Source organism: Streptomyces sp. NPDC006393 (genome assembly GCF_040628575.1).
In the GTDB taxonomy this organism is placed as follows: Bacteria; Actinomycetota; Actinomycetes; order Streptomycetales; family Streptomycetaceae; genus Streptomyces.
The window spans coordinates 15,605-41,872 of the sequence record NZ_JBEXZD010000029.1; the positions used below are offsets into that span (position 1 = coordinate 15,605).

Below are 26,268 nucleotides of genomic sequence, written 5' to 3' on the forward strand. Positions count from 1 at the left end.
AGAGTGACCTACACCACGCTGGTCTGAATTCCCTCACTCACGCCCATACGGTCTCTGGAGGGCACATGACCCATATCTCGGTCACGGTGGACGGCACGACGTACGAGGACGAGGTGGAACCCCGTCTGCTGCTGGTCCACTATCTGCGTGACCGGCTCGGCCTGACCGGCACCCCGATCGGCTGCGACACCTCCAACTGCGGGGCCTGCACGGTCGAGCTGGACGGCGCGAGCGTCAAGAGCTGCACGGTGCTGGCCGTCCAGGCGGACGGGGCCGAGGTGACCACCGTCCAGGGCCTGGCCCGGGACGGCGAGTGGACCGCCCTGCAACGCGCCTTCCACGAGCGGCACGCGCTCCAGTGCGGCTACTGCACCCCCGGGATGATCATGGCCGCGCGGGATCTGCTGCGCGAGAACCCGCACCCGACCTCCGACGAGGTGCGCAAGGGGCTCGAAGGCAACCTGTGCCGGTGCACGGGCTACCAGAACATCGTCCGCGCGGTGCTCGCCGTGGCCGAGGGGGAGACGGCCCCGGCCGGGCAGGCCGCGTCCCCGCGGGAGGTGACGGCATGACCGACCAGGCCGTCGAACGCGAGGTCGGCAGGGCCCGGCTGCGCAAGGAGGACGCCCGGCTGATCACCGGGCAGACCAACTGGACCGACAACATCTCCGTCACCGGGCTGCTGCACCTGGCGATCCTGCGCAGCCCCATGGCGCACGCCCGGATCGAACGGATCGACGTCTCCCCCGCCCTTCAGCGGCCCGGTGTGGTGGCCGCGTTCAGCGGCCGGGACCTCGCCGACGGGCTGGGGTCGCTGCCCTGCGCCTGGCCCGTCACCGAGGACATGGTGCTGCCCGACCACCCGCCGCTCGCCCTCGACGAGGTGCGCCACGCCGGCGACCCGGTGGCCGTCGTGGTGGCCCGCGACCGGTACGCCGCCGCCGACGCCCTGGAGGCGGTCGAGGTCGACTACGAGCCCCTGCCGCCGGTGCTCGATCTGGAGGACGCGCTCGCCGAGCGGGCCCCGCTCGTCCACGCCGACAAGGGCACCAACCGCGCCTACGTCTGGCCACTGAGGACCGGCGAGGACTTCGAGGCGGTCAAGGGGCGCGCGGACGTCGTGCTGAAGCGGCGCTACGAGCAGCAGCGGCTCATCCCCAACGCGATGGAGCCGCGCGCGGTCGTCGTCACCCCGCTCGCCGCCTCCGGTGAGTACACGGTGTACTCGGCGACCCAGATCCCGCACATCCTGCGGATCATGCTGTCAACGGTCACCGGCGTGCCCGAGCACAAGCTGCGGGTGATCGCCCCGGACGTGGGCGGCGGCTTCGGCTCCAAGCTCCAGGTGTACGGCGAGGAGGCCGTCGCGCTGACCGTCGCGCGGAAACTGGGCCGGCCGGTGAAGTGGACCGAGTCCCGCTCCGAGGGGTACCTGGCCACGCACCACGGCCGCGGCATGATCCAGGACGTCGAGATCGCCGCGACCCGCGAGGGGAAGCTGCTCGGCCTCAAGGTCGACCTGCTCGCCGACATGGGCGCCTATCTGATGCTGGTCACCCCGGGCATCCCGATCCTGGGCGCGTTCATGTACCCGGCGATCTACAAGATGGACTCCTACGAGTTCACCTGCACCGGCGTGTTCACCACGAAGACCCCGACCGACGCCTACCGGGGAGCCGGGCGCCCGGAGGCCACGTACGCCATCGAGCGGGCCATGGACGAACTGGCCGCCGAGGTGGGCCTGGACCCGGTGGAGGTGCGGCGCCGCAACTGGATCCGGCACGAGGAGTTCCCGTACACCTCGATCGCGGGCCTGACCTACGACAGCGGCAACTACGAGGCCGCGACCGAGAAGGCGCTCGCCCTGTTCGGGTACGACGACCTGCGCGCCGAGCAGCACAAGCGCAACGAGCGCGGCGACACCGTGCGCCTGGGCATCGGCGTGTCGACGTACACGGAGATGTGCGGGCTCGCCCCGAGCCGGGTGCTGCGCGACCTGAGGTACGCGGCCGGCGGCTGGGAGGCGGCGAGCATCCGCATGCTGCCCACCGGCAAGGTCGAGGTGGTCACCGGCACCAGCCCGCACGGGCAGGGGCATGTGACCTGCTGGAGCCAGATCGCCGCGGACGTCCTCGGCGTGCCGTTCGAGGACGTCGAGGTGGTGCACGGCGACACCAAGGTGGCCCCGCAGGGGATGGACACCTACGGCTCGCGCTCGCTGGTCGTGGGCGGGTCGGCGGTGCACCGGGCGGCCGAGAAGGTGGTGGAGAAGGCGCGGAAGGTGGCCGCCCATCTGCTCGAGGCCAGCGAGCAGGACCTGGAGTTCAGGGACGGCGTGTTCTCGGTGAAGGGATCGCCCGAGGCACGCAAGTCCATCCAGGAGATCGCCTTCGAGACGTTCACCTCGCACGACGTCCCCGACGGCATGGAGCCCACCCTGAACTCCGACCACGTGCTCGACCCGGAGAACTTCTCCTACCCGCACGGCACCCATCTGTGCGCGGTCGAGGTCGACACCGAGACCGGGCAGACCCGCATCCGCTCCTACGTCTGCGTCGACGACGTCGGCCGGGTGATCAACCCGATGATCGTCGAGGGGCAGGTGCACGGCGGCCTCGCCCAGGGCATCGCCCAGGCGCTGTACGAGGAGGCCGTGTACGACGACGAGGGCAACCTGGTCTCCGGCACCCTGGCCGACTACCTGGTGCCGTCGGCGGCGGACCTGCCCGACTTCGTCACCGACCGGACGGAGACACCCGCGGTCTCCAACCCGCTCGGTGTCAAGGGCGTCGGCGAGGCGGGCACGATCGCCTCCACACCGGCCGTCGTCAACGCCGTCGTGGACGCGCTGCGCCAGCTGGGCGTGCACGACGTACGGATGCCGTGCACACCGGAACGGGTCTGGGAGGCGGTGCGCTCCGCGCAGCCGGAGCAGCCGACCGGTTCCCCGCGGAAGGAGGCCTCGGCATGATTCCCCCCGCATTCGACTACGCCCGGCCCACCAGCCTGGACGAGGCGGTGCGCACCCTCGCCGAGGCGGGCGAGGACGCCAAGGTGCTGGCCGGCGGGCAGAGCCTGCTGCCGCTGCTCCGGCTGCGCCTGGCCTTCCCCGAACTCGTCGTCGACGTCGGGCGGATCCCCGGCCTGCGCGGGATCCGCGAGGACGGCGACACGCTGGTCATCGGCGCGCTGACCACCCACCACGAGGTGGTCCACGACCCGCTGGTGCGGCGGCACGCGGGCCTGCTGGCCCAGGCCACCGAGACGGTGGCCGATCCCGCCGTACGCCACCGGGGCACCCTCGGCGGCTCGCTCGCCCACGCCGACCCGGCCGGGGACCTGCCCGCGGTGGTGCTGGCGCTGGACGCGGAGCTGGTGGCCGTGGGACCGGGCGGCCGGCGCACCATCCCGGCGCGCGAGTTCTTCGCCGACTATCTCCAGTCCACGCTGGCACCCGACGAACTGCTGGTGGAGATCCGGGTGCCGAAGCGGGACGGCTGGGGCTTCCACTACGAGAAGTTCCACCGGGTCGCCCAGTCCTGGGCGATGGTCGGTGTGGCCACGCTGGTGCGACGGGGCGACGGACACATCGCCGAGGCGCGGATCGCGCTGACCAACATGGGCGCGACCCCGCTGCGGGCCCCGGCGGCCGAGGAGGCGCTGGCCGGGGCCGGGGACGCCGCGGCGGTGGCGCTGGCCGCCCAGTCCGCGGCGGAGGGCACCCGGCCCTCGCGGGACGCCTCGGCCTCGCCCGAGTACCGGGCGCATCTCGCACGGGTCCTCACCAAGCGGGCGGTGCTGGCCGCGGCCGGGATGGGGTGAGCGCCGATCATCACCGTCGACAGCCCCGAGCAGGTGCGTTCCCGCCTGGAGGCGACCGGCTACCTCGTCGACGAAGGGCTCGCCGTCGCCTGCTTCCTGGCGCTGCGGCTGCACCGGCCGGTCTTCTGCGAGGGCGACGCGGGCGTCGGCAAGACGGCGCTCGCGTCCGCCCTCGCCGAGGCGTTCGGCGCCCCGCTGATCCGGCTCCAGTGCCACGAGGGGATCGACGCCTCGCAGGCGCTGTACGACTGGGACTTCCCCCGTCAGCTGCTGCATCTGCGGGCCGCCGAGGCGGCCGGCGTCACCGACGCCGACCGGCTGGAGCACGAGCTGTACGACCGGCGGTTCCTGCTCGCCCGGCCGCTGCTGAAGGCGTTGCAGACGCAGCCGTCGGTGCTGCTGGTGGACGAGATCGACCGGGCGGACGACGAGTTCGAGGCGTTCCTGCTGGAGGTGCTGTCGGAGTTCCAGGTGACGATCCCCGAGCTGGGCACCGTGCGGGCCGAGGTGCCGCCGGTGGTCGTCCTCACCTCCAACCGGACCCGGGAGGTGCACGACGCGCTGAAGCGGCGCTGCCTGTACCACTGGTTCGACCATCCCGGCTTCGCCCGTGAACTGGCCATCGTCCGCCGCCGGTTGCCGCGGGTGTCGGCGCGGCTGGCCGAGCAGGTGACCGCGCTGGTGCAGGCGCTGCGCGCGGAGGACCTGCTCAAGCCGCCGGGGGTGGCCGAGACGCTCGACTGGGCCGCCGCGCTGGACGCGCTCGGCGCGACCGAGGCCGACGCGGAACTGGCAGCGGCCACGCTCGGGTCGGTGCTGAAGTACCGCGAGGACACGGACCGGGCCCGGGGCCTGGACTTCGCCGCGATCCTCGCGGGGCGGGGGGCGGAAGGGGCATGACGGGTACGGGCACGCTCCCAGGGCCCGGCGCCGACGCCGTGCTGCTGGGCTTCGCGCGGGCGCTGCGCGCGGCGGGGGTCGGGGTGAGCGCCGAGCGGGTGCACGCCTTCCTGCGGGCGGTGGACGCGCTGCGGCCCGGCGTGCGGGCGGACGTGTACTGGGCGGGACGGCTGACGCTGTGCGGGGACCGGGACGACCTGGAGCGCTACGAGCGGGTGTTCGGCGCGTACTTCGGTCAGGGTTCCGGCGGGCCCCCGCCCCGGTCGGTACGGACCGCTCCCCGGCCCCGGCTCCGGGCGACCGTGCGGGAGGCGGACGCCCGGTCGCGCACCGGCGGCCCGGACGACGAGCCGCAGGGCCCGCCCGTCACCTCGCTCGCCAGTCCGGTGGAGGTGCTGCGCCACCGCGACGTCGCGGAGCTGGATCCGGCCGAACGGGCGCAGGTACGCCGGCTGCTGGCCGCGTTCGCGCTGCGCGGGCAGTCGCGGCGCAGCGCACGGCGGCGGCCGGCCCGGCGCGGTCCCGTCGATCCGCACCGCACCGTACGGGAGCTGCTGCGGCGGGGCGGCGAGCCCGCGCTGCTGCGGCGGCACGCGCGCGTGGAGCGGCCGAGGCGGGTGGTGCTGCTCGTCGACGTCAGCGGCTCCATGGCGCCGTACGCCGACGCGCTGCTGCGGTTCGCGCACGCGGCGGCCCGGGGGCGGCGGACCGAGGTGTTCACCATCGGCACCCGGCTGACCCGGGTGACGCGGGAGCTGTCCCACCGGGACCCGGACCTGGCGATGGCCGCGGTCGCCGAAGCCGTTCCCGACTGGCGCGGCGGCACCCGGCTGGGTGAGCTGCTGCGGGAGTACCTCGACCGGTGGGGGCAGCGGGGCATGGCGCGCGGTGCCGTCGTGGTGCTGCTGTCCGACGGCTGGGAGCGGGGTGATCCGGGGCTGCTCGCCGCCCAGATGGCCCGGCTGCACCGGCTGGCGCACCGGGTGATCTGGGCCAACCCCCGCAAGGCCCGCCCCGGCTACGCACCGCTCGCCGCGGGCATGGCCGCGGCCCTGCCGCACGTGGACGCCTTCGTCGAGGGCCACAGCCTCGCCGCACTGGAGCACCTGGCGACGGTGGTACGGGGCGTCGACACGAACACGTCCGGCGGCGCGGCATCGGCGCCGGGCGCCGCCCCGCCGTCACCCGCCACCGCCCGTGGTGGGCGGGAGCGACCGCCGTGAGGAGGGCCTCGGCAGGGACACGGCCGGCAGGTCCCGGGCGGGGATGGGTTCCGAGCGCCGCGGGGAGGGGCGGCCTCGGCACGGACTCGGCCGGGTACGGGCGTCCTGGCGGGAAAGCGCCGTACCGTGCAGTGAGACCCCTTGGCGGAACGGCCCGCAGGAGAGGAGCGGAGCGTGCGTGACATTCTTCCGGCGCTCGAGCGCTGGTACGCGGCGCGGGTGCCGTTCGGGCTCGCCACGGTCGTCTCGGTCAGCCGCAGCGCGCCGCGCGAGCCCGGCGCGTCGATGGCCGTCGGCCCGGACGACGAGGTGGTGGGCAGTGTGTCCGGGGGGTGTGTGGAGGGCGCGGTCTTCGAGCTGGCCCAGGAGGTGGTGGCGAGCGGCGAGGCGCGCCTGGAGACCTTCGGCTACAGCGACGAGGACGCGTTCGCGGTCGGGCTGACCTGCGGGGGCGAGATCACCGTGCTGGTCAGGCCCGTGACGCCCGAGTCGGACCCCGCCTTCGGCGCGGTGGCGGCGTCGGTGGCCGCCGGCGAGCCGGTGACCGCGGCGACCGTCGTCGACGGGCCGGCGCCGCGCGGGGCGACGCTCGCGGTCTGGCCCACGACGGTGGCCGGGACGCTCGGCGCGTCCGGGCTGGACGTGGCGGTCACCGCGGACGCCCGCGGCGAACTCGCTCGCGGAGCGACGGGGCTGAGACACTACGGGCCCCGCGGCGAGCGGCGCGAGGACACCGTCACGGTGTTCCTGCACTCCTTCGCCCCGCCACCGCGCATGCTGGTGTTCGGTGCGATCGACTACGCCGCCGCGGTGGCCCGGATCGGCTCCTTCCTCGGCTACCGGGTCACGGTGTGCGACGCCCGGCCGGTCTTCGCCACGCCCAAGCGGTTCCCGGAGCCCGTGGAGGTCGTCGTGGACTGGCCGCACCGCTATCTGCACGCCACGGACACCGACGAGCGCACGGTGATCTGCGTGCTCACCCACGATCCGAAGTTCGACGTGCCGCTGCTGGAGGAGGCGCTGCGCCGGCCGGCGGCGTACATCGGGGCGATGGGCAGCCGCCGCACCCATCACGAGCGGATGGAGCGGCTGATCGAGGCCGGGCTGACCGAGGACGAGCTGTCCCGGCTGCGTTCCCCGGTCGGCCTCGATCTGGGCGCCCGTACGCCGGAGGAGGTGGCCGTGTCCGTCGCGGCCGAGATCATCTCCCTGCGCTGGGGCGGCACGGGGGCGCCCCTGACCGCGACCGCCGGAGCCATCCACGCGACCGGCTTCGCCTGAAACTGGAGGACGTCATGGAACTGCACCACGCGTTCACGGTGCCCGTACCGGTCGACGACGCCTGGCGGGCGCTTCTCGACATCGAGCGCATCGCGCCGTGCCTGCCGGGGGCCGCCGTGGAGGAGTACGACGGCAAGACGGTGACCGGGTCGGTCAAGGTGAAGCTGGGGCCGATCACCGTGACGTACAAGGGCACGGCGGTCTTCGAGGAGCAGGACGAGGCGGCCCGGCGCATGGTCCTCGTGGCGAGCGGCCGGGAGGCCCGCGGGCAGGGCACGGCACGGGCCACCGTCACGGGCACGCTGGAGGAGCGCGACGGCGCCACGGCGGTGTCGGTGCGGACCGATCTGACGGTGACCGGGCGCCCGGCGCAGTTCGGGCGCGGGGTGCTGGCGGAGGTGGGCGACCGGCTGGTGGGACAGTTCGCGGACTGTCTGTCGCAGCGGCTGGCCGGGGCGGCGCCACGGGTTCCCGAGGAGCCAGGACCCGGACCCGCCCGGCAGGCCGCCCACCCCGCGAAGGGCGGCGGCGCTCCCGCGGCCGGCGAGGCGGAACCCGCGGCGGGCCCCGAGGAGGCGGAGCCGCTGGACCTGCTGCGCGCTGCCGGGGTGCCGGTCGCCAAGCGCGCGGCGGCGGTGGCCGGGGCGGCCGCACTGGTGACGCTGGTCGTGGTCGGCGTACGGCGGCTGCGGCGCCACTGACAGCGGCGGCTGTGCCTCATGGGGACGGAGTGAGCCATCCGCCCGTTGTTGCCTCTGTGGCCTGCGAGTTTGCGAAATTTCCCAGGTTTGCCGGATTCGATGGTTGGGTTCCGGCCAGGAGGGGTAGGCGGCCGTAAACGGATGAGGCACGCATGCACGCCTCGCAGCACATGTGCAGCACATCCTCGCTGGAAGGAGGTCCGTGAGAGCGCATATTCGCAGCTCCCGGGCCGCCACCGCGCATGGAGCGGCCCGGATCTCGCCGAGAAGTCGGAAACGAGAAAGGGAAGAGTGACCCCGGGGCGGCCCGCGATCGGGCCGCCCTCCTAGCGCCCGGCTCCCACCACTCCCCGCGTTCGCCCGGCTCGCCAGGGTGACGGCACCCTCATCGAAGTGGCAGCCGGTGCAGCTCCACCTCCGCGAGGCGACCGTCGGCGACCTCCGCCGTCATATAGGTGCAGTGGGGCTGGCGACGGCGGTCGGTCGGCGAACCGGGGTTGAGCAGCCGCAGTCCGGACGGGGCGGTGGTGTCCCAGGGGATGTGGCTGTGGCCGAAGACCAGCACGTCCAGGTCGGGGAAGCGGTCGGCGCAACGGCGCTCGCGGCCCTCGGCCGGCCCCGTCTCGTGGACGACGCCGAAGCGCAGCCCGCCCAGCTCGGCGCGGGCCACCTCCGGCAGGCGGGCGCGCAGTTCTGGACCGTCGTTGTTGCCGTACACGCCGATCAGCCGGGGGCTGCGGCTCTCCAGCAGGTCCAGCGTGGCGGTGTCGACCCAGTCCCCGGCGTGCACGACGACGTCGGCCCGCGGGAGTTCGGCGAGGAGCGGCGCGGGCAGCTCCTTGGCCCGCTTGGGCAGATGGGTGTCGGACGTCAGGAGCAGGCGCACGCGGTCAGCGTAGTGCGGCACCGCCGGAGGCGCGTCCCGGACCGGGCGGAGATCTCCAACGAGAATTCCGGCGAGATCTCCGGGTGACATCGCCGAGCAGCATCTCCGGGCGACATCGCCGAGCAGCATCTCCGGGCGACATCGCCGAGCAGCATCTCCGGGCAAGGTCTCCAGGTGAAACTGTTCAGTCCAGACTGGACAGTTTCACCTGATGGTTCTACGGTGACGGTATGGATCACCAGACCACCGAGGTACCCGAGGGCATCTCCGTGTCCGCCGCCCTGGCCGCGCGCGACCTGCGGGTGGTGTTCAGCCGGCTGCGGCGCCGGATCCGCGAGGTGGCACAGGACGACGACCTCACGCCCTCCCAGGTGTCGGCGCTCACCCTGGTCGGCAAGCACGGCGCCGCCACGGCCAGCGCCCTGGCCGCCGCCGAGGGGGTCCGGCCACAGTCGATGGCCGCCACCCTCGCCGCCCTCGAGCAGCACGGCCTCATCCGGCGCAGCCCCGACCCCGAGGACGGCAGGCGGCAGCTCGTCACCCTCACCGACGGCGGCCGCGAGCGCATCGAGGGCAACCGGCAGGTCCGCGCGGAGTGGCTGGCCCGGGCCCTGGAGGACCGGTACACCGAGGACGAGCGGCAGACGCTCGTGGAGGCGCTGACGCTGCTGGAACGGCTGACGCGGCCGTGAGAGGCGGTCCGACCCGCACCACCGGCCACCCCGGCACCACCAGGGACGCGGCGCCCCCACCCCCCGACTCCTTCGACCGCCGCCTGATCGCCCCGATGGTCCTGGGGTCGGTCCTCAACCCGATCAACTCCTCGATGATCGCGGTGGCCCTCGTCCCGATCGGCACCGCCTTCGGGGCACCGCCGGCCCACACGGTCTGGCTGGTCTCGGCGCTCTACCTGGCGACCGCCGTGGGCCAGCCCGTCATCGGGCGGCTCGTCGACATGTACGGGCCTCGCCGGCTCTACCTCATCGGTACGGCCCTGGTGGGGGCGGCGGGCCTGCTGGGCGCCCTCGCCCCGACGCTGGGCGCGCTCATCGGCGCCCGGGTGCTGCTGGGGTTCGGGACCTCGGCGGCGTACCCGGCGGCCATGCAGCTCACCCGGCGCGAGGCCGAGCGGACGGGACGGGACAGCCCGACGGGCGTGCTGACGGCCCTGGCCGTGGCCAACCAGACGGTGGCCGTGGTGGGCCCGGCGCTCGGCGGCCTGCTGATCGGTATCGGTGGCTGGCGCGCCGTGTTCACGGTCAACGTGCCGCTGTCCGCGGCCTGTCTGGTCCTCGGCGTGTCGCGGCTGCCGAGGGAGCGGCGCACCGCGACCGCCCGCCGGGACGTGGATCTGCCCGGCATGGTGCTGTTCGCGGGCATGCTCGTGGCGCTGATGCTGTTCCTGATGGAACCGCGGGCGGACCACTGGTACCTGCCGCTGCTCGCCGCCGCCACGGGCGCCGCGTTCGCGGTGCGGGAGCTGCGGGTCGCGCGGCCCTTCGTCGACCTGCGGGTGCTGGGCGGCAATGTGCCGCTGCTGGCCACGTATGTGCGCCAGCTGCTCGGCTACACCACCTCCTACGCCTTCATGTACGGCTACACGCAGTGGCTGGAGGAGGGGCGCGGGCTCGGTGCCACGACGGCCGGACTGGTGCTGCTTCCGCTGTCGGCCGCCGCGCTCACCGTCTCCGCGCTGACCGGGCGCCGCGAGGCCGTACGGGCGAAGCTCGTCGTCGGGGCCGCCGTCCAGGTCGTCGCCTGTGCCGTCCTGCTGCTGGTCGGCTCCGGCAGCCCGGTGTGGCTGCTCCTCATGGCGGGGGTCGTGATGGGCGTCCCGCAGGGGCTCATCGGCCTCGCCAACCAGAACGCGCTCTACCGGCAGGCCGATCCGGCGCGGATCGCGTCGGCCGCCGGGCTGCTGCGCACCTTCATGTACCTCGGCGCGCTGGCGGCGTCCGCCGCCACCGCGGGGTTCTTCCCGCACCGCGCCGACACGGCCGGGCTGCACGGCCTGGCCCTGTTCATGATCGCCGGATCGGCGTTGCTCCTGGTGAGCGCCGTGCCCGGCCGGTCACTCGCACATCTCGTCCACCGCAACACCGGAATCCCCGGCAATGCCGAGACCCTCGGCAATACCGGAACCCCTGGCAATACCGAAACCCCCGGCAAGACCCGAAAGGCCTCAGACCCATGGCAGTCACCGCCCTCGACCCGCGTACCGCCCTCGTCGTGATCGATCTCCAGGCAGGCATCGCCGCCGCGCCGACCGCTCCCCACTCCGGTGCCGACGTGGTCGCGCGCACCGTGGAGCTCGCCGACGCCTTCCGCGCCCGTGACCTGCCCGTGGTACTGGTCCGCGTCTCCTTCGCCCCGGACTTCGGGGACGTGCCGCCCGGCCGCACCGAGGCGGCCGGCTCCGGCCGGGCCCGTCCCGAGGGCTGGGACGTGATCGTGCCCGAACTGGCGGGCCACTCCGGCGACATCAGCGTCACCAAGCACAACTGGGGCGCCTTTCACGGCACCGACCTCGATGTGCAGCTGCGCCGGCGGGGGGTGACCCAGATCGTGCTGACCGGCATCGCGACCAGCATCGGCGTGGAGTCCACCGCGCGCGCCGCCCATGAGCACGGCTACCACGTCACGCTGGCCACCGACGCCATGAGCGACCTGGACGCGGACGCCCACGCGAACAGCCTGGCGCGGATCTTCCCGCGTCTGGGCGAGACGGGCAGCACCGCGGAGATCCTGGAGCTGCTGGCCAAGACCCACGGCTGACCAGGACGGCGGGGCGGGGCGGTGCGGGGCGAGGACAAGGGCGGACGGGTCGGTCCTCGCCCCGCACGACGTCGGTCGGTCCCCGTGGGGGGGGTGTCTCGCCGGTCAGTCCTCACCCCGCACGATGTTCCAGTCGGCACCGCCGTGGTCCGACCGCGGGCCGCCGCGGTCGTCGACCGCCGGCAGGCAGGTGCGCACGCCGTTCTCCCGGCGTCGGCGGGCCTCCGCCCAACCTGTCTCCTCGGGACGGTGGGTCACCGGCTTGTCCGTGGTGTGCGCGGTCACGACGCTCATCTTCCTTCTGCGTCCGGTCCTGTCCGGTCCGTTCCAGTCGCCCCGGCGGTTCGGTCGGCGACAGCAACCCCGCGGGCCTGGGGTCTTCGGGTCCCCGGGCGTCTCCGGGGCAAACCCGCCGGCTCATGTGGCGCCCGGGCCTCCGCCGCCGAAGGAGCCGCTGGATCCGGCGTTCCAGCGGGGGCGGCTCTGGTCCTCGCTGCGCCTGCTGCCGGACGAACCCAGTTCGTGCGGGGTCAGGCGGCGGCCGGTCTCCTCGGCGCGCGGGACCTCGTCGGCTTCGCGCCGCTGCCGGATCTCGTGGACGGGCCCGGACTCCGGCAACGTGGGGTGTTCGCCGCCACGGGGGGTCCTCGACTCGCTCCGCATCACTCTGATCCCGAGCCGCACGGCCCAGATCAGCACGCCGACGACGACCAGACCCCCGACGACGAAGGCGGCGACCCCGAAGCCCGGGCTCGCCGCGGCCATTTCATATCCAGTGGTGTCCATGGACGCCGGGTACCCGGCCTCGGCCTGCGGATACCCGGCGGCCGGGCCGGACCCCGGTTCACGGCTCCCGCGGCCCGGCGCCGCCGTCTTCCCCGGCCGGCCGCGCGGCCCGCTCCACGTCGGCCTCCACCTCGGTGCGGGGCCTTCCCTCGTCGCTCGCGTACTCGTTCAGGGCGGCCTGCAGATCGCGCGCGAGGTCGCGCCAGGCGCGCCAGGCCGTCTCGTACGTCTCGCTCTGCAGCCCGGTCCACCGCTCCTGCGCGGGCGGCCCGTAGTTCTGCCGCAGTTGCTCGACCCGGGTGTGCGCCTCGTCGGCCGCGCGCTGCTTCGCGACAAGCTCTTCGAAGGTGTGTGACACAGCCCAGGACCCTAGACAGGGCCGGGCCGCACGGCTGCTCAGACCTGCCGTGGTCCGGGTGCGGCACACCCGTGTGGCGGTCCGTGCGGCCCGCCCACGACCCGCCCACGTCCCGGCACAGCGCGGGATCCGGGCAGGGGTGCCGGTCGCGGCTGCCGGTCGGGCCCGCCGGTCGCGGTGACGGTCACTCCCCCAGGAGGTGACGGTCACTCCCCAAGGACCAGCTCGCTCCACACCTGCTTGCCGCCGCTGACCGGCAAGGTGCCCCAGGTGGCCGACACGGCCTCGACGAGGAGGATGCCCCGGCCGCCGGTGGCCTCCCAGCCGATGCGGGTCGGTTTGACGGGCGTACGCGGCGAGGTGTCGGCGACCGCGATGCGCAGCCGGTCGTTGACGAGGGTGAGGTCCAGGCGCACCTGTCCGTCGGTGTGCACGAGGGCGTTGGTGACCAGTTCGGAGACGACGAGGAGGGCGGCGTCGGCGTCGGCGGTCACCTCCCAGGCGCGCAGGGTGCGCCGGGTGAAGCGGCGCGCGTGGCTGACCGCCTCGGGCACCCGCCACACCGTCCAGGTCTCCCGGAGCGGGCGCACGGCCAGGCCCTCGTAGCGCATCAGCAGCAGCGCGATGTCGTCGCTCCGGCCGGCGTCGGTGAGCAGGGCGTCGGCGACCAGTCCGAGGTGGCCGGGGTCGGCGGCGGCCAGGCGGCCGGCGAAGCAGGCCATGCCCTGGTCGATGTCGGAGGCCGGTGACTCCACGAGGCCGTCCGTGGTCAGGGCGAGCACCGTACCGGGCTGGAGGCGGAGCGGGTTCATCGGGAAGTCGGCCTGGGTGAGCACTCCGAGCGGCGGCCCGCCCTCCGCCTCCGCGATCTCCACGCGGCCGTCGGGGTAGCGCAGCACGGGGGGCAGATGCCCGGCGCGTACGCACCAGGCCGTGCCGGCCTCCATGTCCACGTCGACGTAGGCGCAGGTGGCGAACAGGTCGGTCTCCATGTCCAGCAGGAGCCGGTTGGCGTGGGAGACGACGACGTCCGGCGGGTGGCCCTCGGCGGCGTAGGCGCGCAGCGCGGTGCGCATCTGGCCCATCAGGGTGGCCGCGCCCGCGCTGTGGCCCTGGACGTCGCCGATGACGAGGGCGACGTGGTTGTCGGGCAGCGGGATCACGTCGTACCAGTCGCCGCCGAGCTCCAGGCCGGCCGTAGCGGGCAGATAGCGGGCCACCGCCTCCGCGCCGGGCAGTTTCGGCAGCCGGCGGGGCAGCAGGGTCCGCTGGAGCATGCCGACGAGCTCGTGCTCGGCGTCGAAGGCGTGGGCGCGCATCAGGGCCTGGCCGGCGAGGCCGGCCGAGGCGGTGAGCAGGGCGCGTTCGTCGGGGCCGAAGTCGTGCGGTTCGTCCCAGCCGATCAGGCAGGCGCCGGCCATCCGGCCGGCCGCGGGCAGCGGCAGCACCGCGAGGCCGCCGGGGCCGACGTCGGCGAGGGCGGGCTCCAGCGCGGTTCCGGCGGGCCATATCTGGGCGCGGCCCTCGCTGAGGGCGGCGCCCAGGGTGGGCATGGCCCGTACCGGTGCGTCCGGCCACTCGGTGCGCCACTCCTGGCGCCACAGTTCGGGCCAGGCCTCCGGTTCGGGCGGGTCGAGGACGGTGACGACCAGCCGGTCGTTCTCCAGTTCGGCGAGCGCGATCCGGTCGGCGCGCAGCGGCTTGCGCAGGGCGGTGACCACGGCCTGGCTGACGTCCCGGACGGTGCCCGCGGTCGCCAGGGCGGCGGCCAGGCGCTGGACGCGGGTCACGTCGGTGACCCCGGGACGCAGGGTGGAGGCGTCGGCGACGGTGCCGACCAGGCGGGCCGGGCGGCCCTCGCCGCCGGCCAGCAGCCGGCCGCGCAGCCGCAGCCACCTGGGCGGCCCGTCCGGCTGCAGCACGCGGAACTCCAGTTCGCGCTCGCCGATGGTCATGTGGTCGGCCTCCACCACGGACATCAGCGCGGGCAGGTCCTCCGGCACGGTCAGCGCGAGCAGGGTCTCGACCTTGCCGTCGAAGTCGGCGCGGCCGATGCCGAACAGGGCCAGGAGGTCGTCGCCGACCTCGACGCGGCCGGTGTCCATGGCGAGGCTGAACGAGTTGGGCGGCAGTTCCTCGCCCGGGGCGGCCTCATCGGGCGCGGGGCATGCGACGGCCTCGGCGACCAGCTCCAGGCACTCCCGGTCCTCGCTGTCGAAGCCGCCGGGGCTCTCGGTGACCGCGAGCAGACAGCCGCGCCCGGGCAGCGGCAGCGCGGCCATGAAGGCGTCGCACTCGGGCATCCGCCGGGCGTCGGAGCAGTCGGCGACCTCCGCCGGACCGAGCCACAGGGCCCGCCCGGTGCGACGGGCCTCGGCCATCGGGGACCGCCCGGCCAAGGGGTAGGCGTCGCGCAGCCCGTACAGGGTCCGCGGGACGCCGACGGACTCCGACAGGCACAGCACGTCACCGGTCTCCGCACGCGTGTAGACGCCGGCGAAGGCGGCCGAGGTGAAGACGAGGGCCTGTTCCAGGACGCGGCGCGGCCGGTCGCCCGGGGCGGTGGTGGCGGCGACCGTCCTGAGGGCAAGTTCGGCCCGCAGAGACCTTGTTCTGCGTGTCGTAGCGCCCTCACTGACCACGTTGGCCATTACAGCGCGTATCGGCTCGTCGCGCAGCCCCTGTGACGGTTCCGTGAAGTCCCTGCGGGCGCGGGGAGCGGGGCGTCCGGCGCCCGCGCCTGCCGCACCGGGGGCATCCCGTGGCGGGTGGCGCGGACCGCGGCACGGACGGGACCGGGCGCAGCCGGGACAACGGGGCTCGCGGGCACCGCTCGCCGTGCGCCGCGGGCGTTCACGAGGGAGCCTTGATCCGGGGGACCCGTCGCGCGGCCGTGCGTGTACGAGGAGGTGGTCGGCGTGGCCGAGGGCCGACCGTCCGGACTGGCGCCGCCGACCGACAGCGGAGCGGTCGGGCGACCGCTGCTGTCCCTGGCGCTGGCCGCCATGATGGACGAGGTCCACGCGCACTCGGGTGCCGTGTATCTGCTCGCGCCCGACCAGCCGGTGCTGGAGATGGCCGTGATGGCGGGCATGCCCCGCGCGTTCGTCGCGCCCTGGGAGCGGGTCGGGCTGAGCGCGCCGGTGCCGGTCGCCCAGGCGGTGCGCGAGCGGGGGCTGGTCTGGGTCGGTGGGGAGGAGGAGATGGCCCGCTGCTTCCCGCGGATCGCCGTGGTCCTGCCCTACCCGTTCGCGCTGGCGGCACTGCCCCTGGCCACCCCGTCCGCCGTGTACGGCGCCGTCTTCGTGACCTGGCCCGCCGAGCACCCTCCGGCGCTGGGCGACTGGGAGCGGGAGCATCTGACCGGCGCCTGCGACCGGCTGGCGCTGCGTCTGGAGCGGGCGGCGGCCGAGCGCCGCACGCTGCCTCCGGAGCCGGATCTCCTCGCCGTCCCGCCGGGAGGCGGGGCGGCCGGGGGGCTGGGCTCGGTCGAGGCGGCCCGGCTGGTGCACCGCCTGCCCTACGGACTCGCCTCGCTCGATCTGCACGGCCGGGTGTCCTACGCCAACGCCGCCGCGGCCGAGCTGCTCGGCCTGCCCGTCAGCGAGCTGCTCGGCACCCGGCTGTGGGCGTCGGTGCCGTGGCTGAACGACCCGATGTACGAGGACCGCTACCGGGGCGCGCTGCTCAGTCAGCACGTCACGTCCTTCGTGGCGCTGCGCCCGCCCGGGGACTGGCTGTCGTTCCGGATGTACCCCGACACCACCGGGCTGAGCGTCCGGATCAGCCGGGCCCGGGCGGTGGCGGAGCTCGGCCGCGCCACGCCCCCGCCCGGCGAGGCCTCCGCACCGCCCAGTCTGGTGACCATCTCGCAGGTTTTGAGCCTGGCCGGGGCGCTGACCGAGGCCGTGGGCGTGCAGGACGTGGTGCAGCTGGTCGCGGACGAGATCGTCCCGGCGGTCGGCAGCCAGGGCCTGATGATCCTCGGTTCGCAGTCGGGGCGGCTGCACGTGCTGGGGCAGCGCGGCTACCGGGACGCGCGGGCCGTCGAGCAGTTCCACGGGACTCCGCTGTCCGCGCCGACGCCGGGCACACGGGTGCTGACGACCGGGGCGCCCGCGTTCTTCGACTCCCGGCAGCAGCTGGAGCGGCTGTACCCGGTCCGGCAGGCGGTCCGGGACGGCTTCGCCGCCTGGGCGTATCTGCCGCTCATCGCGTCCGGGCGCCCGGTGGGCACCTGTGTGCTGGCCTACGCCGACCCGCATCCCTTCCCCGCGGAGGAGCGGGCCGTGCTGACGAGCCTGGGCGGGCTGATCGCGCAGGCGCTGGAGCGGGCCCGGCTCTACGACGCCAAGCACCGGCTGGCCCACGGTCTCCAGCAGGCGCTGCTGCCGCACTCGCTGCCGCGGCTGCCGGGTTTCGACGCGGCGGCCCGCTATCTGCCGGCCACTCAGGGCATGGAGATCGGCGGGGACTTCTACGACCTGGTGCCCGCCCGGCCGACGGCCGCCGCCGTGATCGGGGACGTGCAGGGGCACAACGTGACCGCCGCCGGTCTGATGGGACAGCTGCGTACGGCCGTACGCGCCTACACGACGGTCGGGCAGGAGCCGCAGGAGGTCATGCGGAGCACCAACGGGCTGCTGATGGACCTCGGGGTCGAGCTGTTCGCGAGCTGTCTGTACCTGCGGCTCGACGCGGCCGACGGCTCCGCGGTGATGTCCCGGGCGGGGCACCCGCCGCCGCTGCTGAGACGGCCGGACGGGCGGGTGCGCGTGCTCGACCTGGCCGGCGGCCCGCTGCTGGGCATCGACCCGGCCGCCACCTATCCGACGACACGCGTCGACCTCGCCCCCGGCTCGGTGCTCGTCCTTTACACCGACGGGCTCGTCGAGACGCCCGGGACGGACATCGAGGACGCGCTCGCCGAGCTGGGACAGCGGCTCGGCGCGGCCGGGGACGTGCCGCTGAGCCAGCTGGCCCACGTCCTGGTGGAGCAGTCGGCGGTGGTACGGGAGCGGATCGACGACGTGGCGGTACTGCTGCTGCGGGCGCGCGGGAACCGCTGACGCCAAGGCGGCCGACGGCGCGGCGGGGGAAGGGCCGAGCGAGTGCCCGGGGAGTACGGATCGGTCCGGCCGTCCCGCCGGAGGGCCGGACCGATCCACTGACCGGTGGGGAACCGCCGGGTGTACCGGTCAGTGGCTCTGGGCCATCCCGGAGCCGTCGGCCGTCCCGGAGCCGTCGGCCGTCCCGGAGCCGTCGGCCGCGCCGGAGTCGTCCGCCGCGCCGGAGCCGTCCCCGGTGCCCGACGGGTCGCCGGGCGCGGTCTCCGAGCCGGTGCCGGACTGGTCTCCACCGGCCTGCTGGTCCCCGCCGCCCTGCGCGCCGGCGCCCTGGTCCCCGGCACCCTGCTGCCCGGCACCGTCGCCCGCACCGCTGCCGCTGCCGCTGCCACTGCCGGCGCCGAGGGTCGCGCCGGTCGCCTGAAGGGCCGCGGTGACCGGCTGGAAGAAGGTCTCGCCGCCCTGGGTGCAGTCGCCGCTGCCGCCCGAGGTGAGGCCGACCGCGCCCCCGTCCTGGGTGAACAGCGAGCCGCCGCTGTCGCCGGGTTCGGCGCAGACGTTCGTCTGGATCAGGCCATTGACGGTGTCGACGCCGTTCGGGTCGGTCTCGCTCTGGAAGTTCACGGTGGCGTCGAGGCCGGTGACGGTCCCGTCGTGCAGGCCGGTGGTGCTGCCCATGCGGAAGACGGTCTCGCCGACGGTGGCGTCGGCGGCCTGGGTGATCTGGACGCTCTGCCCGTTGCCGACGTCGACGTCGCTCGGTGCCTGGGTGCCGGGGTCGTCGTACTTGACCAGGGAGAAGTCGTTGCCGGGGAAGGTGGCCTGGTCCACCGTGGCGATCGGCTGCCCGTTCTGGGAGTCGGCCCACTGCTTGGCCGCGACACCGCAGTGACCGGCGGTCAGGAACGCCGGACTGCCGTCGGAGGCGGTGACGTTGAAGCCGAGGGAGCAGCGGACGGTGCCGCCCTGCGCCTGGGCGAAGATGGCGTCGCCGCCGGAGGCGAAGGTCTTGAAGGTGCCGGCGGACTTCTTGAGGGTCGCCATGCCGGAGCCGAGGCTCTGGACGGTGGACCGGAGCCGGTCCCACCGGGCGCCGGTGACCGTGCTGTCGGCGGTGACCACGACCTTGTTCGTCCGCGGGTCGACGGCCCATGAGGTGCCCGCAATGGTGGCCCTGGCCTTCAGGGTCCGCGCGGCCGACTTCAGCTCGGCGGTGCTGTTGTCGACCCGGCGGACGGCCGCGCCCGCCTTCTCCGCCTGGACGACGACGTTGTCGTCGCCGCTCACCACGTTCACGACCAGCTGCCGCCTGGCACTGTCGTAGTAGGAGCCCGCGAGGGCGTCGCCGAGTGACGCGGCCAGTCGGGTGGCGAGGTCCGAGGCGTCCGTCGCCTTGAGGGTTCTCGGGGAGGCGTCGTCCGCCGCGCCGTCCTGGGAGGCGTTGGCGTGGGGAAGCAGCATCGCCGCCGCGCCGAGCGCCACCACGCCGCCCGCCGCTATCGCGGCCTTGCGCTTCGGAATTCGCTTGTGACTCAAACTTCTCGACCTCCTGGGGACGGGGCCGGGACCGCCGTCCGGCAGTGGGTTGGGGGGCGCCTGGATGGCTGTTGGTACGCACGACTCGGGCGGGGCGTTCAATTCCGTTTCCCGGCCGGCCCCGTGGTGCGCTTCCCAACTGGCCCCGTGACGCAGGGAATCGGCGTCGGAATCGGCGACTCGCCGGCGGGACGGACCGCACACGCTCACGGCGGACGGACTACGCCAAGCGATCGATCAACAACGTTCCGTCGACGAACCGCCGCCGATCAAGAGCGGAACCATGGCTTCAGCGAATCTGCACAGCCAATGCCCAACCACGTCACCGGGCGCGGCGGATCTGCACAACCGCACACCCCCGGAGGCGGCATTGGCGCGGAGTGCCGGATTCGTCACGACCGGAGCAAGGGCCTGAACGCACCGATGCCGTGAGGCATGTGAAGAAGTGGCCGACAAGTCGTGTCCGCACATGCACGGATGGGGTGGACGAATCGACAAGTTCCCAGGTGAGAGGCCTGGTTGAGTGGAAGCCACGGGTGCCGGCGTGCTTTGATCCATCGCACCGCGGGGCCCGCCGGTCGCACCTGACTCCGGTGTCCGGCACCCGCGGTCGCGGCCGTCCGTCTGTCCCCAGAAGGGGCCGCTTCCCCCTTGTGAATCCCCATAGGAAGGGACGTTCCATCATGAACTCCACCCCCCAGGTTGAGACCGTCGAGATCTCCGACGCCGAGCTCGACAACGTCTCCGGCGGTCTGGCTGTGAACGCTCTCGGCACCGCCACCGGCCTGGTGGACGGCGTTGCCCCGGTGTCCGGTCTGATCGACACCGCCGTCGGCACCGTCGAGGGTGTGACCGGCCTCAACACCGCCCCGGTCACCAACCTGGTCGCCGGTCTCTGATCGCACCGCGTCGTCCCTGAGTCCCGGAGCCGCCCCCCGGTTCCGGGACTCTCGGGCGTCCTGAGACGTCCCGCGTGACGCTCCCCGAAACACCCTCTGAAACATCCCCTGAGACGTCTCTCCCAGGTGAGGGAAGGTTCCGTGCAGTTCCGCCAACAGGCCCTCGCCAAGCTCCAGTCACCCGAAGAACTCGACCTTCCGGTGCGGCTCGCCCGCCCGCAGGGCTGGCTCGTGCTGTCCGTCACGCTCGTGGCGATGGCCGCCGCCTGCGTGTGGGCCGTGACCGGGTCCGTGGCCTCCACTGTCTCCGCGCCGGCCGTCCTCACCCACGGGCAGGGCAGCTACGTCCTGCAGAGCCCGGTCGCCGGACAGGTCACCGCGGTGCTCGCCGAGCAGGGCGAGCGGCTGCCCGCGAACGCGCCCGTGCTGAAGGTGCGGACGGCTCAGGGCGAGTCGGTCGTCCGCACCGTCGCCGCGGGCCGGATCACCGCGCTCGCCGCCACCATCGGGCAGATCATCTCCACCGGTGCGAACGTCGCCGCCGTCGAGAAGGTCGCCCACGCCTCCGACCCGCTGTACGCCACCGTCTACGTCCCCGCCCAGAACGCCGCCGCCATCCCCGCCGACGCCGCCGTCGACCTGACCGTCTCCTCCGTGCCGGCCCAGCGCTACGGCGTGCTGCGCGGCCATGTGAAGTCGGTGGACCGCTCGGCGCAGTCGGCCCAGCAGATCGCCGCGTACCTCGGGGACAGCCAGCTGGGCGAGCAGTTCAGCCGGAAGGGACGCCCGGTCGCCGTGCTCGTACGGCTCGATGTGGCGTCCACGACGAAGAGCGGCTACCGGTGGTCGTCCGCGGACGGCCCGCCGTTCCGGCCGGACTCCATGACCCTGGCCACGGCCTCGATCCGCCTGGCCGACCAGCGTCCCGTCGATTGGCTGCTGCCGTGACCACCACCGCTCCCGAGACCCGGGGCCGCCGCCGCGCCGCCCCGCCCAGGCGCCCGGTCCCCAAGGGGCGGGGCCGCGCCGTCCGTACGCCCACGGTGCTCCAGATGGAGGCCGTGGAGTGCGGCGCCGCCTCGCTCGCCATGGTGCTCGGCCACTACGGCCGCCATGTCCCGCTGGAGGAGCTGCGCATCGCCTGCGGTGTCTCCCGCGACGGCTCGCGCGCCAGCAACCTGCTGAAGGCGGCGCGGAGTTACGGCCTGACGGCCAAGGGCATGCAGATGGACACCGCCGCCCTCGCCGAGGTGCAGGCGCCGGCCATCCTGTTCTGGGAGTTCAACCACTACGTCGTCTACGACGGCATGGGCCGCCGCCTGGGCCGGCGCGGCGTGTTCGTCAACGACCCCGCCAAGGGCCGGCGTTTCGTCCCCATGGAGGACTTCGACACCAGCTTCACCGGTGTGGTGCTGGTGCTGGAGCCGGGCGAGGGCTTCACCCGGGGCGGGCGCAGGCCCGGGATCCTTGGTGCCATGCCGGCCCGGCTGCGCGGCACCGCGGGCGCGCTGCCGGCGGCGATGCTGGCGAGCCTGCTGCTGGTCGCGGTCGGCGCGGCGGTGCCCGCGCTCAGCCGCACCTACATCGACACCTACCTCATCGGCGGGCAGACGTCGCTGCTGGGCGTGCTGTTCGCGTCGATGGGCGCGTGCGTCCTGCTCACCGTCGTGCTGACCTGGCTCCAGCAGGCCAATCTGCTGCACGGCCGGGTGATCTCCTCCACCCTCGCCGGGGCCCGCTTCCTGCGCCATCTGCTGCGGCTGCCGGTCACGTTCTTCGCCCAGCGCAGCCCGGCCGACCTGGTGCAACGCCTGCAGTCCAACGACCAGGTCGCCGAGACGCTGGCGCGCGACCTGGCGGCGGCGGGCGTGGACGCGGTGGTCGTGGTGCTGTACGCGGTGCTCCTCTACACCTACGACCCGCAGCTGACCTTCGTCGGCATCGGTGTGGCGCTGCTGAACATCGTGGCGATGCGGGTGGTCGTACGGCTGCGCGCGACCCGTACGGCGAAGCTGCGGGCGGACACGGCGCGGCTGACGAACACCGCCTACACCGGCCTTCAGCTGATCGAGACCATGAAGGCGACCGGCGGTGAGGACGGCTACTTCCGCACCTGGGCCGGGCAGCACGCCACCACGCTGGAGGAGCAGCAGCGGCTGGGGGTGCCGAGCGCCTGGCTGGGCGTGGTCGCGCCGACGCTGGCCACGCTGAACAGCGCGCTGATCCTGTGGATCGGCGGCATGCGGGCGATCGAGGGACACATCTCGGTCGGTCTGCTGGTCGCGTTCCAGGCGCTGGTGACCCGGTTCACCGCGCCGCTGACCCGCCTCAACGGTGTCGCGGGCCGCATCCAGGACTTCGCGGCCGACGTGGCCCGCCTCAAGGACGTGGAGAACTTCCGCACGGACCCGCTCTACGCCCGTCCCGGCGGCGGCGACTCCACCCGCCGGCTGCACGGCCATGTGGAGTTGCAGAACATCTCCTTCGGCTACAGCCCGCTGGACAAGCCGCTGCTGACGGGCTTCGACCTGGCCGTCGGTCCGGGGCAGCAGGTGGCGCTGGTGGGCGGTTCGGGCAGCGGCAAGTCGACGGTGTCGCGGCTGATCTCGGGTCTGTACACGCCGTGGGAGGGTGTGATCCGCATCGACGGGCAGCGGCTGGAGGACATTCCCCGGGGCGCCCTGGCCGCCTCCGTGTCCTTCGTCGACCAGGACGTGTTCCTCTTCGAGGGCACCGTCCGCGACAACGTGGCCCTGTGGGATCCGTCGATCCCGGACGACGCCGTGGTGGAGGCGCTGCGCGACGCCGCCCTGTACGACGTGGTGGTGCGCCGCCCCGGCGGCATCCACAGCCGGGTCGAGCAGGACGGCCGGAACTTCTCCGGCGGGCAGCGCCAGCGCCTGGAGATCGCGCGGGCGCTGGTGCGCCGGCCCAGCATCCTCGTGCTGGACGAGGTGACGAGCGCGCTGGACGCCGAGACCGAGCAGGTGGTCATGGACAATCTGCGGCGGCGCGGCTGCGCCTGCGTGGTGATCGCGCACCGGCTGTCCACCGTGCGCGACAGCGACGAGATCGTGGTGCTCCAGCACGGCACGGTCGTCGAACGCGGACGGCACGAGGAGCTGGTGGCGCGCGGCGGCGCGTACGCGGCACTGGTCAGGGAGCGGTGAGATGACGGCCGTCGGCGAAGGCGATTTCGTCCTCGGGGCGCTCGCGTCCCTGGGCACGCCGGTGGACTGCACCGGCCTGAACCGGCTCGACCTGGAAGGGCCGCAGGTGCTGTGGCTGGTCGCGTCCGGCGCGGTGGACCTGTTCGCGGTGGACGCGGCGCAGCAGGGCCACTGGCACCACCTGGGCCGGCTGGAGGCGGGCTCGCTGCTCCTCGGGCCGGTCGCGGGCCCCCGGCACACCCTGGTGGCGCGCCCGCTCAGGGACTGCGTGGTGCACCGCATCGGGCTGCGCGAGCTGTACCAGCCGGCCGCCACCCAGACCTGGTCGTACGACGAGTACGGCAACCCCCAGTACGTGCCGCCCACGACCAGCCCGCTGGAGTACGCGCTCGCGCTGGGCGTGGGCCGCAGCCTGTCCGTCCTCTTCCAGGCCCCGATGGCCGAGGACCGGTCGGCGGCGCCCGCGGACGACGACGTGTTCTGGATGCAGGTGCCGCCGGGCAGCGTGCAGTACGGGGCGCTGTACGGCGCCGAGGCGGCGGCCGACCTGCTGATGGATCCGGCCCTGTGGCAGTCCATGGTGGACCAGCAGTACCGGCTGCTGACCTCGCTGGACCGCTGGATCGAGGAGCTGGAGCGCACCCACGAGACCCGGACGGCGGCGGGCATCAAGGCCGGTGAGGCGGTCCGCGCCCAGGCCGACCGGACCCTGCTGGCCTCCATCGGCCGGTCCTCGGGCAAGCGCGTCACGGCCGCGGACGCGGACGCCACGTACGCGGCCTGCGAGCTGGTCGCGCGCACCGCCGGGATCCGGCTCGCCGCTCCGCCGCAGCCCGGCACCGGCGGCGACCGGCTGGATCCGGTGGAGCGGGTCGCCCTGGCCTCGCGGGTGCGCACCAGGGCCGTACGTCTGCACGGCAGCTGGTGGCGGGAGAACGTCGGCCCACTGCTGGGCCACCGTGCGCTGTCGGGCGCGCCGGTCGCACTGCTGTGGCGGCGCGGCGGCTACGTCGCCGTGCACCCCGCGACCGGGCGGGAGACGCCGATCGAGAAGGCGAACGCGGAGGAGTTCGAACCGCGTGCGGTGATGTTCTACCGGCCGCTGCCCGAGGGCGGGCTCGGCCCCGTCGGGCTGCTCCGCTTCAGTCTGCGCGGCACCCGCGGTGACCTACTGAACCTGCTGGTCAGCGGGCTGGTGACGGTCGCGATCGGGGCGCTGGTGCCGATCGCGACCGGCAAGGTGCTGGGTGAGTTCGTGCCGCGGGCCGAGCAGGGTCCGATCACACGGGTGTGTCTGGCGGTGATGGTCAGCGGTCTGGTGGCGGCGGCCTTCATGCTGCTGGAGAACCTGACCGTCCTGCGGCTGGAGGGGCGGATCGAGGCGACCCTCCAGCCGGCCGTGTGGGACCGGCTGCTGCGGCTGCCGACGAAGTTCTTCACCGAGCGGTCCACCGGTGAGCTGGCCAGTGCCGCCATGGGCATCAGCGCCATCCGCAGGCTGCTGGCGGGGGTCGGTCCGGTCGTCGCCCAGTCGGTGACCGTCGGCGCCATGAACCTGGCGCTGCTGTTCTGGTACAGCGCGTCGATGGCGCTGGCGGCGATCGGCATGCTCGTGGTGATCGCGGCCGTGTTCCTGGGCCTCGGGCTGTGGCAGGTGCGCTGGCAGCGCCGGCTGGTGGTGCTCAGCAACAAGCTGAACAACCAGGCCTTCCAGACCCTGCGCGGGCTGCCGAAGCTGCGGGTGGCGGCGGCCGAGAACTACGCGTACGCGGCCTGGGCCGAACGGTTCGCGGACAGCCGCGAACTCCAGCAGAAGGTGGGCCGGATCAAGAACCTCACCACGGTGCTGGGCGCCGTGTACCTGCCGGTGTGCACCCTGCTGATGTTCATGCTGCTGGCCGGTCCGGCGCGCGGCTCCATGTCGGCGGCGGCCTTCCTGACCTTCAACACCTCGGTGACGATGCTGCTGACCTCGGTCACCCAGCTGACCGGCGCGTTCGTCTCGGCGGTGGCCGCGCTGCCGCTGTTCGAGGAGATCCGGCCGGTGCTCGACGCCGCACCGGAGGTGCGCACGGCGAGCACCCGGCCGGGGCCGCTGTCCGGGGCGATCGAGGCGCGGCGGCTGTCGTTCCGGTACGCCGACGACGGTCCGCTGGTCCTGGACGACGTGTCGTTCCAGGTACGGCCGGGCGAGTTCGTGGCGATCGTGGGGCCCAGCGGCTGCGGCAAGTCGACGCTGCTGCGGCTGCTGATCGGCTTCGACCGGCCGCTGTCGGGCAGTGTGCTGTACGACGGCCAGGACCTGGGGGCGCTCGACCAGTCGGCGGTGCGCCGGCAGTGCGGGGTGGTGCTCCAGCACGCCCAGCCCTTCACCGGCTCGATCCTGGACGTCATCCGGGGCACCGAGCCGTGCTCGCCCGAGGAGGCGATGGCGGCGGCGGAGATGGCGGGGCTGGCCGAGGACATCAGTCGGATGCCGATGGGTCTGCACACCATCGTCTCGGGCGGCTCGGCGGTCTCCGGCGGCCAGCGGCAGCGCCTGATGATCGCCCAGGCGCTGGTACGGCGTCCCCGGATCCTCTTCCTCGACGAGGCGACCAGTGCCCTGGACAACGACACGCAGCGCACGGTGATCGAGAGCACCCGCAAGCTCAACGCCACGCGCGTCGTCATCGCGCACCGCCTGTCCACGGTGCTGGACGCGGACCGGGTCGTCGTCATGGAGGACGGCCGGGTCGTCCAGCAGGGCACGCCCGCCCAACTGCTCGCGGACACCGGAGGCCGGCTGCACGAGCTGGTGCGGCGGCAGCTGGCGTGAGGCCCGCCCGGCAGGTTCGCCTGAGCCCTGCCGGGGGCCGCTCAGCC

Annotated in this window: 21 protein-coding genes; 15 read left to right on the forward strand and 6 right to left on the reverse strand. The window is 73.8% G+C overall.

The window, feature by feature from the left end:
• Window positions 1-65 precede the first annotated feature (65 nt).
• The 7 genes from ABZ484_RS14915 (at window position 66) to ABZ484_RS14945 (ending at window position 7,927) form a co-directional block, all read left to right on the forward strand.
• Entirely contained in the window at window positions 66-572 is a 507-nt protein-coding gene (locus ABZ484_RS14915) for a (2Fe-2S)-binding protein (RefSeq protein WP_358866288.1), read from the forward strand.
• A complete protein-coding gene (locus ABZ484_RS14920) occupies window positions 569-2,971 on the forward strand; it encodes a xanthine dehydrogenase family protein molybdopterin-binding subunit (protein WP_358866289.1) in 2,403 nt (800 codons plus the stop codon). Before ABZ484_RS14915 ends, ABZ484_RS14920 begins: the two co-directional genes overlap by 4 nt.
• Entirely contained in the window at window positions 2,968-3,822 is an 855-nt protein-coding gene (locus tag ABZ484_RS14925; protein ID WP_358866290.1) for a xanthine dehydrogenase family protein subunit M, read from the forward strand. The genes ABZ484_RS14920 and ABZ484_RS14925 overlap by 4 nt, the downstream gene beginning before the upstream one ends.
• Window positions 3,823-3,831: 9 nt before the next feature.
• The gene (locus ABZ484_RS14930) at window positions 3,832-4,722 is read left to right on the forward strand and encodes a MoxR family ATPase (protein ID WP_358866336.1); all 891 of its coding nucleotides are present in this window, start codon (window positions 3,832-3,834) and stop codon (window positions 4,720-4,722) included.
• Window positions 4,719-5,945: a VWA domain-containing protein gene (locus tag ABZ484_RS14935; RefSeq protein ID WP_358866291.1), complete on the forward strand. Its 1,227-nt coding sequence runs from the start codon at window positions 4,719-4,721 to the stop codon at window positions 5,943-5,945. Before ABZ484_RS14930 ends, ABZ484_RS14935 begins: the two co-directional genes overlap by 4 nt.
• 174 nt (window positions 5,946-6,119) lie before the next feature.
• Window positions 6,120-7,226 carry an XdhC family protein gene (locus ABZ484_RS14940; protein WP_358866292.1) on the forward strand — a complete coding sequence of 369 codons (1,107 nt, stop codon included), beginning with the start codon at window positions 6,120-6,122 and terminating at the stop codon, window positions 7,224-7,226.
• Between the two features lie 14 nt (window positions 7,227-7,240).
• Window positions 7,241-7,927, forward strand: a complete 687-nt coding sequence (locus ABZ484_RS14945) for an SRPBCC family protein (protein ID WP_358866293.1) — start codon at window positions 7,241-7,243, stop codon at window positions 7,925-7,927.
• A gap of 385 nt (window positions 7,928-8,312) precedes the next feature.
• On the opposite strand, the gene ABZ484_RS14950 is transcribed toward ABZ484_RS14945, so the two are convergent.
• A complete protein-coding gene (locus tag ABZ484_RS14950; protein WP_358866294.1) occupies window positions 8,313-8,813 on the reverse strand; it encodes a metallophosphoesterase in 501 nt (166 codons plus the stop codon).
• 230 nt (window positions 8,814-9,043) lie between these two features.
• On the opposite strand from ABZ484_RS14950, the gene ABZ484_RS14955 reads away from it, so the two are divergent.
• From ABZ484_RS14955 to ABZ484_RS14965, 3 genes are read left to right on the forward strand one after another with little or no spacing between them, the layout of a single operon-like run.
• Window positions 9,044-9,505 (forward strand): MarR family transcriptional regulator, encoded by a 462-nt coding sequence (locus ABZ484_RS14955; RefSeq protein WP_358866295.1) that lies wholly within the window; start codon window positions 9,044-9,046, stop codon window positions 9,503-9,505.
• On the forward strand, window positions 9,502-11,046 hold the full coding sequence (locus ABZ484_RS14960; protein WP_358866296.1) for an MFS transporter: 1,545 nt from the start codon (window positions 9,502-9,504) through the stop codon (window positions 11,044-11,046). Before ABZ484_RS14955 ends, ABZ484_RS14960 begins: the two co-directional genes overlap by 4 nt.
• A complete protein-coding gene (locus ABZ484_RS14965; protein ID WP_358866297.1) occupies window positions 11,004-11,588 on the forward strand; it encodes a hydrolase in 585 nt (194 codons plus the stop codon). The genes ABZ484_RS14960 and ABZ484_RS14965 overlap by 43 nt, the downstream gene beginning before the upstream one ends.
• A gap of 105 nt (window positions 11,589-11,693) precedes the next feature.
• On the opposite strand, the gene ABZ484_RS14970 is transcribed toward ABZ484_RS14965, so the two are convergent.
• The 4 genes from ABZ484_RS14970 to ABZ484_RS14985 all read right to left on the reverse strand — a co-directional run bounded on the left by ABZ484_RS14970 (window position 11,694) and on the right by ABZ484_RS14985 (window position 15,383).
• Window positions 11,694-11,873, reverse strand: a complete 180-nt coding sequence (locus ABZ484_RS14970) for a hypothetical protein (protein ID WP_358866337.1) — start codon at window positions 11,871-11,873, stop codon at window positions 11,694-11,696.
• A gap of 132 nt (window positions 11,874-12,005) precedes the next feature.
• The gene (locus ABZ484_RS14975; RefSeq protein WP_358866298.1) at window positions 12,006-12,374 is read right to left on the reverse strand and encodes a DUF6479 family protein; all 369 of its coding nucleotides are present in this window, start codon (window positions 12,372-12,374) and stop codon (window positions 12,006-12,008) included.
• Window positions 12,375-12,432: 58 nt separating this feature from the next.
• On the reverse strand, window positions 12,433-12,732 hold the full coding sequence (locus ABZ484_RS14980; protein ID WP_358866299.1) for a hypothetical protein: 300 nt from the start codon (window positions 12,730-12,732) through the stop codon (window positions 12,433-12,435).
• A gap of 206 nt (window positions 12,733-12,938) precedes the next feature.
• Window positions 12,939-15,383: a SpoIIE family protein phosphatase gene (locus ABZ484_RS14985; RefSeq protein WP_358866300.1), complete on the reverse strand. Its 2,445-nt coding sequence runs from the start codon at window positions 15,381-15,383 to the stop codon at window positions 12,939-12,941.
• Window positions 15,384-15,641: 258 nt separating this feature from the next.
• Here ABZ484_RS14985 and ABZ484_RS14990 point away from each other — a divergent pair, with 258 nt between their 5' ends.
• Window positions 15,642-17,801 (forward strand): SpoIIE family protein phosphatase, encoded by a 2,160-nt coding sequence (locus ABZ484_RS14990; protein WP_358866338.1) that lies wholly within the window; start codon window positions 15,642-15,644, stop codon window positions 17,799-17,801.
• Between the two features lie 129 nt (window positions 17,802-17,930).
• Here ABZ484_RS14990 and ABZ484_RS14995 read toward each other — a convergent pair whose 3' ends face one another.
• The gene (locus ABZ484_RS14995) at window positions 17,931-19,334 is read right to left on the reverse strand and encodes a S1 family peptidase (RefSeq protein ID WP_358866301.1); all 1,404 of its coding nucleotides are present in this window, start codon (window positions 19,332-19,334) and stop codon (window positions 17,931-17,933) included.
• 683 nt (window positions 19,335-20,017) lie between these two features.
• Between ABZ484_RS14995 and ABZ484_RS15000 the strand changes: the two genes are divergently transcribed.
• From ABZ484_RS15000 to ABZ484_RS15015, 4 genes are all read left to right on the forward strand, one after another.
• Window positions 20,018-20,233, forward strand: coding sequence for a type A2 lantipeptide (locus ABZ484_RS15000; protein ID WP_358866302.1), 216 nt, complete (start codon window positions 20,018-20,020; stop codon window positions 20,231-20,233).
• A gap of 141 nt (window positions 20,234-20,374) precedes the next feature.
• The gene (locus ABZ484_RS15005; protein ID WP_358866303.1) at window positions 20,375-21,181 is read left to right on the forward strand and encodes an HlyD family efflux transporter periplasmic adaptor subunit; all 807 of its coding nucleotides are present in this window, start codon (window positions 20,375-20,377) and stop codon (window positions 21,179-21,181) included.
• Entirely contained in the window at window positions 21,178-23,403 is a 2,226-nt protein-coding gene (locus ABZ484_RS15010) for an NHLP family bacteriocin export ABC transporter peptidase/permease/ATPase subunit (protein ID WP_358866304.1), read from the forward strand. The genes ABZ484_RS15005 and ABZ484_RS15010 overlap by 4 nt, the downstream gene beginning before the upstream one ends.
• Window position 23,404: 1 nt before the next feature.
• Window positions 23,405-26,221 (forward strand): NHLP bacteriocin export ABC transporter permease/ATPase subunit, encoded by a 2,817-nt coding sequence (locus tag ABZ484_RS15015; protein ID WP_358866305.1) that lies wholly within the window; start codon window positions 23,405-23,407, stop codon window positions 26,219-26,221.
• Window positions 26,222-26,268 lie beyond the last annotated feature (47 nt).